This window comes from Serratia sp. PGPR-27, from assembly GCF_022678525.1.
Taxonomy (GTDB): Bacteria; Pseudomonadota; Gammaproteobacteria; order Enterobacterales; family Enterobacteriaceae; genus Serratia; species Serratia nematodiphila.
On record NZ_JALBYS010000014.1, the window covers coordinates 98,101 to 105,386 of the forward strand.

5 protein-coding genes are annotated in these 7,286 nt (G+C 62.0%); 3 read left to right on the forward strand and 2 right to left on the reverse strand.

The genetic code is table 11. The features are described 5' to 3' along the window. Positions 1-76 precede the first annotated feature (76 nt). Positions 77-1,696 (reverse strand): ABC transporter substrate-binding protein, encoded by a 1,620-nt coding sequence (locus MMS95_RS10170; protein WP_242141633.1) that lies wholly within the window; start codon positions 1,694-1,696, stop codon positions 77-79. Positions 1,697-2,107: 411 nt separating this feature from the next. Between MMS95_RS10170 and MMS95_RS10175 the strand changes: the two genes are divergently transcribed. From MMS95_RS10175 to MMS95_RS10185, 3 genes are read left to right on the forward strand one after another with little or no spacing between them, the layout of a single operon-like run. Beyond that, entirely contained in the window at positions 2,108-3,124 is a 1,017-nt protein-coding gene (locus MMS95_RS10175; RefSeq protein WP_004938115.1) for an iron ABC transporter substrate-binding protein, read from the forward strand. 33 nt (positions 3,125-3,157) lie between these two features. Continuing rightward, a complete protein-coding gene (locus tag MMS95_RS10180) occupies positions 3,158-4,741 on the forward strand; it encodes an iron ABC transporter permease (RefSeq protein ID WP_242141634.1) in 1,584 nt (527 codons plus the stop codon). Beyond that, positions 4,738-5,775: an ABC transporter ATP-binding protein gene (locus tag MMS95_RS10185; protein ID WP_015377942.1), complete on the forward strand. Its 1,038-nt coding sequence runs from the start codon at positions 4,738-4,740 to the stop codon at positions 5,773-5,775. The genes MMS95_RS10180 and MMS95_RS10185 overlap by 4 nt, the downstream gene beginning before the upstream one ends. 32 nt (positions 5,776-5,807) lie before the next feature. Here MMS95_RS10185 and MMS95_RS10190 read toward each other — a convergent pair. Further along, on the reverse strand, positions 5,808-7,286 hold a 1,479-nt coding region (locus tag MMS95_RS10190; RefSeq protein WP_242141635.1), incomplete at its 5' end, for an alpha/beta hydrolase.

Sequence of the window (7,286 nt, forward strand, 5' to 3'; positions counted from 1 at the left end):
ATGGAGTATTTAGGATAATGTTAATTAAACGGCCATTTATAAAAACGGCTGATATAAATCAGCCGTTTTTTATTTTTCAGTGTTCGAGAATGTAGACGTTTTTATCGTATAAGGCGCCCTGACGAGTAAAGTCGATCCCCTTCACGTAAGGTTTGATGAGCGTGGCGTTGGCTTCGTAGTACACCGGCGCGACCGGCGTATCGACGGCCAGCACCGCCTCGGCCTGCTGGAAATATTGCTGCACCTGCTGCGGTGTCGGCGCCGCCGTCGCCTGATGCAGAATGCGATCGTACTCCGGATTGCGGTATTTGGGGCTGTTCTCGCTGCTGTCGGAACGGAACACGTTCAGGAAAGTAGACGGATCGTTGTAATCCGCCAGCCAGCGGGTAAAGGCCACGCCGTACTGCCCGCGGTTGATATTGTCCAGCGTGACTTTGCGCTCCTGGCTTTGCAAGGTGGCCTCTGCGCCGAGGTTCTTTTTCCACATGGCGGCGGCGGCGATGACGATCTTCTTAATGGTGGCGTCATTGCTGTACAGCACGGTAAAGCGCAGCGGATGCTCGGCGTTGAAACCGGCCTGCGCCAGCAGTTGCTTCGCCTGGGCGTGGCGTTGTTCCGGCGTCAAACCGGCCGCGGCGCCGGGCTGCAGGTTATAGCCGCCCGCCCCGGTTGGGGTAAAGATCCAGGCCGGCTGCTGGCCGTATCCCAACACTTTGCCGGCGATAATCTCTTTGTCCAGCGCCAGGTTCAGCGCCTGGCGCACCCGCTCGTCGTTAAACGGCGCCTGGCGGTTGTTGAAGGCGAAATAGCTGGTGGAGAGCAGCGGATAGGTCACCAGCTGTTGCTCGCCGAGCGTTTTTTTCAGCTGCTGATACAGCTCCGGCGGCGTGGTATACCCCAGCTCAACCTCACCGGCGCGAAAACGCGCCACTTCAGGGAAGCCCTGGATCGGCAAGAAGGTGACCTTGTTGAGCACGGTATTGGCGTTATCCCAATACTGCGGGTTACGTTCCACCACCACCTTTTCGTTCACCACCCACTGGCTGAGGCGGAACGCCCCGTTGCCGACAAAGTGCGCCGGCTGCGTCCAGTTTTTGCCGTACTGCTCCACCACCTTGCGGTTCACCGGCAAAACCGGGAAATGCACCAGTTGCTTGAGCAGATAGGAATTAGGCTCCGACAGCGTCACCTGCAGAGTGTGCGCGTCCGGCGCCTTGACGCCCAGCTCGCTCGGCGGTTTGCTGCCGGCGTTGATCGCCGCCGCATTCAGCACGTAGGCCGAAGCCAGATAGCTGCCGTACGGCGAGGCGGTTTTCGGATCGGTGAGGCGCCGCCAGCTGTAAACGAAATCGTCGGCGGTCACCGGATCGCCGTTCGACCATTTGGCCTGCGGCCGCAGATGGAAAGTCCAGACGTTGCCCTGATGCTCCCACGTCTGCGCCAGTGCCGGGATCACTTCACCGTCTTTTCCGACGCGCAGCAAGCCTTCGAACAGATCGTTGAAGATGTAGAACTCCACATTGCTTTCGGCCAGGTTTGGATCCAGCGTCGCCGGTTCATACCCGTTGGCGCGCACCAGTTCTTGCACCGCCGCCAGTTTAACGCCTGCCGGCACCTCAGCGGCTTGGGCAGCCGTAGCGTTAAAAGCCAGGAGGATTAAACCAGCCAGTTTCTTGCCATTAAATGAATATTTCACGTCGATATCCCTGATTAGTGTTTTATCGCGTTTAATATGCAATGAGGCAGTGGAATAAATTAAATCATTAATCGCTATGAGTCATAACCAAAAGCGGTGTTGAATTTCTTTCATTATCAAAGAAGTACTGGCGACAGAACGATGAAAAACACGAGGATAAACGCGGAGACCGGCATTGCCGTCAGGAACGCCGTGAACCGGCGGTGACATAAATTCAGGCAATCAATACAGATTATTCCAGCCGAAGCTTAACTTATCCTTAGGGCAATTCATTTTGTGAGCGATCGTCAAAAATAATTTAATACGAATCGTTTTCACTATCATTATTGATGTTCTTGGCTAAAATCGGCCTGCTTGCGCTCGCCAGGCGATATTCGTTTTCTTCATTCGAACGCTAAAAAGGATAACTGCATGAAGCTGCGTATTTCATCTCTCGGCCCCGTCGCCCTGCTCGCCTCCTCGATGATGCTGGCCTTTGGCGCTCAGGCGGCCTCCGCCGACCAGGGCATCGTTATTTATAACGCCCAGCATGAAAATCTGGTGAAATCCTGGGTCGACGGATTTACCAAAGACACCGGCATCAAGGTGACGCTGCGCAACGGCGGCGACAGCGAACTGGGCAACCAACTGGTACAGGAAGGCAGCGCTTCACCTGCCGACGTGTTTCTGACGGAAAACTCCCCGGCGATGGTGTTGGTGGATAACGCCAAGCTGTTCGCCCCGCTGGACGCCGCCACGCTGGCCCAGGTGGAACCACAATATCGCCCAAGCCACGGCCGCTGGATCGGCATCGCCGCCCGCTCTACCGTGTTTGTTTATAACCCGGCCAAACTGAGCGACGCGCAGCTGCCGAAGTCACTGCTGGATCTGGCCAAGCCGGAATGGAAAGGCCGCTGGGCCGCTTCGCCGTCGGGCGCCGATTTCCAGGCGATCGTCAGCGCGCTGCTGGAGCTGAAAGGCGAGAAAGCCACGCTGGACTGGCTGAAAGCGATGAAAACCAACTTTACCGCCTATAAAGGCAACAGCACGGTGATGAAAGCGGTCAATGCCGGCCAGATCGACAGCGGCGTGATCTATCACTACTACCCGTTCGTGGACGGCGCGAAAACCGGCGAGAACAGCAACAACATCAAGCTGTATTACTTCAAACATCAGGATCCGGGCGCCTTCGTCAGCATCTCCGGCGGCGGCGTGCTGGCTTCCAGCAAGCATCAGCAGCAGGCGCAGGCGTTCATCAAGTGGATCACCGGCAAACAGGGCCAGGAGATCCTGCGCACCAACAACGCCTTCGAATACGCCGTCGGCGTCGGTGCGGCCTCTAACCCGAAACTGGTGCCGCTGAAAGATCTGGACGCACCGAAGGTAGACGCCGCGCAGTTGAACAGTAAGAAAGTTGTCGAACTGATGACCGAGGCGGGCCTGCTGTAAGGCCCGCCGGCAAACCGAGAGTTTTTGATCGTTATGTCAAACCTGAGTACCCACGCCGCGCAGACCGCGCGGCGTTATTCTGTTGTCCCCCGTCACCCGCGGCCAGGGGCGATCGTGGTGGTCAGCGCCGTGTTGCTGTCGTTGCTGGCGCTGCTGCCGTTGGGATTCGTTATCGGCGTGGCGGTTGAAACCGGCTGGCAAACGGTCAAAGCACTGGTTTTCCGCCCGCGTGTGGCGGAGCTGCTGTTGAATACCCTGCTGTTGGTGGTGCTGACGCTGCCGATCTGCGCCGTGCTGGGCGTGGCCCTGGCCTGGTTGACCGAACGCACCACGCTGCCGGGCCGCCGTCTCTGGGTGGTATTGGCGACCGCGCCGCTGGCGGTGCCGGCCTTTGTGCAAAGCTATGCCTGGATCAGCCTGGTGCCGTCGATGCACGGCCTGGGTGCTGGCGTTTTCATCTCGGTGCTCGCTTACTTTCCGTTTATCTACCTGCCTGCCGCCGCCGTGCTGCGCCGCCTGGATCCCGGTATCGAGGACGTCGCCACCTCACTCGGCTCCCGACCGCCGGCGGTGTTTTTCCGCGTGGTGCTGCCGCAGCTGAAACTGGCGGTCTGGGGCGGCTCGCTGCTGATCGCGTTGCACTTGCTGGCGGAGTATGGCCTGTACGCCATGATCCGTTTCGATACCTTCACCACCGCCATCTTCGATCAGTTCCAATCGACCTTCAACGGCCCGGCGGCCAACATGCTGGCCGGCGTGTTGGTGCTGTGCTGCCTGGGGCTGCTGTTGCTTGAGGCGATAAGCCGTGGCCGCGCACGCTATGCCCGCGTCGGTTCCGGCAGCGCCCGCAGCCAAACGCCGCGCCGCCTTTCGCCGCCGCTCGCCGCGCTGGCGCTGCTGCTGCCGATCGCGCTGACTGCGCTGGCGTTGGGCGTGCCTTTCATTACCCTGGCCCGCTGGCTGTGGCTGGGCGGCCTCGACGTATGGCGCAACGCCGATCTGTGGCCCGCGCTGTGGCAAACGCTGTCGCTGTCCGCCGCCGGCGCGCTGCTGATCACCCTGTGCGCCATTCCGATGGCCTGGCTGTCGGTACGCTATCCGGCCCGGCTGTATCGGGTGCTGGAAGGCTGCAACTACGTGACCAGCTCGCTGCCCGGCATCGTGGTGGCGCTGGCGCTGGTGACCATCACCATTCACAGCTTCCGGCCGATTTACCAGACCGAAATCACCCTACTGCTGGCGTATCTGCTGATGTTTATGCCGCGGGCGCTGATCAATCTGCGCGCCGGTATCGCACAGGCGCCGGTGGAATTGGAAAACGTGGCGCGCAGCCTGGGCAAATCGCCGGCGCAGGCGTTGTGGAGCACCACGCTGCGGCTGGCGGCGCCGGGCGCCGCTGCGGGCGCGGCGCTGGTATTCCTGGCGATCGCCAATGAACTGACCGCCACGCTGCTGCTGGCGCCGAACGGCACCCGCACGCTGGCCACCGGCTTCTGGGCGCTGACCAGCGAGATAGACTACGTCGCCGCAGCGCCTTATGCGCTGATTATGGTGGCGCTGTCATTGCCGCTCACCTGGCTTCTTTATTCTCAATCTAAACGCACGGCGGGACTATGAGCACGCTCGAACTGCACGGTATCGGAAAATCTTACAACGCCATCAGAGTGCTGGAACACATTGACCTGCAGGTTACCGCCGGCAGCCGCACGGCGATCGTCGGCCCTTCCGGCTCCGGCAAAACCACTCTGCTGCGCATCATCGCCGGCTTTGAAATCCCCGACGGCGGCCAGATCCTGCTGCAGGGGCAAGCCATGGGCAACGGCGGCGGCTGGGTGCCTGCGCATCTGCGCGGCATCGGCTTCGTTCCGCAGGATGGCGCGCTGTTCCCGCACTTTACCGTCGCCGGCAACATCGGTTTTGGCCTCAAGGGCAGCAAACGCGAGAAACAGCATCGCATCGAGGCGTTAATGGAGATGGTGGCGCTGGATCGCCGTCTGGCGGCCCTGTGGCCGCATGAACTGTCCGGCGGGCAGCAGCAGCGGGTCGCGCTGGCGCGTGCTCTGTCGCAGCAACCCCGGCTGATGCTGCTGGACGAGCCGTTCTCGGCGCTGGATACCGGCCTGCGCGCCGCCACCCGAAAAGCGGTGGCCGAACTGCTGACGGAGGCCAAAGTAGCGTCGATCCTGGTCACCCACGATCAGAGCGAGGCGCTGTCGTTCGCCGATCAGGTGGCGGTGATGCGCAATGGCCGGCTGGCGCAGGTGGGCGCGCCGCAGGATCTTTATCTGCGCCCGGTCGATGAACCGACCGCCAGCTTCCTTGGCGAAACGCTGGTGTTGGCCGCCGAACTGGCGCACGGCTGGGCCGACTGCGCACTGGGGCGCATCGCCGTCGACGATCGCCAACGCAGCGGCCCGGCGCGCATCATGCTGCGCCCGGAGCAGATTCAAATCGGCTTGTCCGATCCGGCGCAGCGCGGCCAGGCGGTGATCACCGGCATCGATTTCGCCGGCTTCGTCTCTACGCTCAACCTGCGGATGGTCGCCGGCGGCGCGCAAATCGAGATCAAAACCGTCAGCCGCGAAGGCCTGCAGCCCGGTGCTCAGGTCACTCTCAACGTGATGGGCCAGGCGCATATTTTCGCCGGCTGACTCACTTAAGGCCGGGCTGCTCCCCGGCCTTCTCAGCGGCAAATCTTGTCGCGGCGCGGCTTTTTCGGCGCCAGCAGATAATCCACCACGCTTTCGTCAACGCAGCTGTCGATGCCGTTCAGCGCCAGCGTATGCCCGTCGCGTTCGCGGGTGATCAGCGGGCTTTTAAAGGCGGCGGCCATCACTTGCGCGTTGCGGTACGGGGTAGTCGGATCGTAGCGCTGGGCAACGAACAGCAGCGGCGGCAACGCGGCGGACGCAGCCGGGGTATGCGGCCGATCTTTGCCGCGGTACGGCCACAGATCGCACATTTCCAGCGGGTATTCGTGCAGCGGCAGATAGTGGGCATACAAAGCGGCGGTATTGATCTCCTGCCGCTGCCGGCGCAACTGCTGCGGATCGGCCGTCGGGTTGGCGACGTCGGCGCAGGTGATGACGTTCAGGGCGTCATCGGCATCCGGCGAATAGCTTTCGTCGATCAGATCGGAAACCTGCTGCCCGGCGATGCCGGCATCGAGCTGGCGCAGCACGGTGGCCAGCTCATGCCAGCGCTCCGGCCACAGCAGCAGCGAACGCGTGACCGTCAACACGTCGTCGGCGGAGATTTCATAGCCTGCCGCAGTGACGAACGGCTGCTCGTGCAGCTTGCGCAGCAAGGCGTGATAGCGCTGCAGCGCCTGATTGGCGCCGCCGCCCAGCTGACAGCTGTCGGTTTTACCGCAGTAGGCGGCGAAGCGCAGGAAGCTTTGCTGGAACCCCCGTTCCTGGTTCAGCCGCTGGGTGAAATCGCCCTCAGCCAGATCCACCACCCCGTCGAGCACCAGCGCGCGCGTTTTCTTCGGAAAACGCTCGGCATACAGCGCCGCCACCTTGGTGCCGTAAGAGTACGCCACCGCCGTCAGCCCTGGCTCGCCCAGCGCGTGGCGGATCGCATTCAGATCGTTGACCGCTTCGTCGGTGCCGATATGTTGCAGCACGTCCGCGCCGGTCTGTTTGATGCAGGCGGCAATCAGGGCGCGCGTCTGGTTCTCCGCGCCGGCCACGTCGTTGTCGTCCGGTTCAGGGCGTTCGTCACCTTCGGCCAGCTGGCAGGAGATTTTCGGCGTCGATTGGCCGACGCCGCGCGGATCGTAACCGATGATGTCGTAGGATTTACGCAGCCTGGCGACGTGGGCGTCGTTGCCTAAATAGGGGTTGATGCCCGGCAGGCCCGGCCCGCCGCTGATCGTCACCACGCTGCCCTTTTTCGGCCCGGTGGTGGGCAGCAGGGTCAGCGCCAGGCGCACGGTCTGTTCGCCCGCCTGCACGGTATGAGCGGGCGGCGTGGCGTACGCCAGCGGCACCTCGAGATAGCCACAGCGCAGCCCCGGCGGCGGCGCCTCATCGAACCAACGCTGAAAGCCGCTGTTGAGACAAGATTGCCAACGAATGCCGTTTCCGGCCGCCGCCCCGTGGAGCGCAGGCTTAGCCTGAGCGGGCAACGCGGCGGCAGTCGCGGCGAGCAGCGCCAG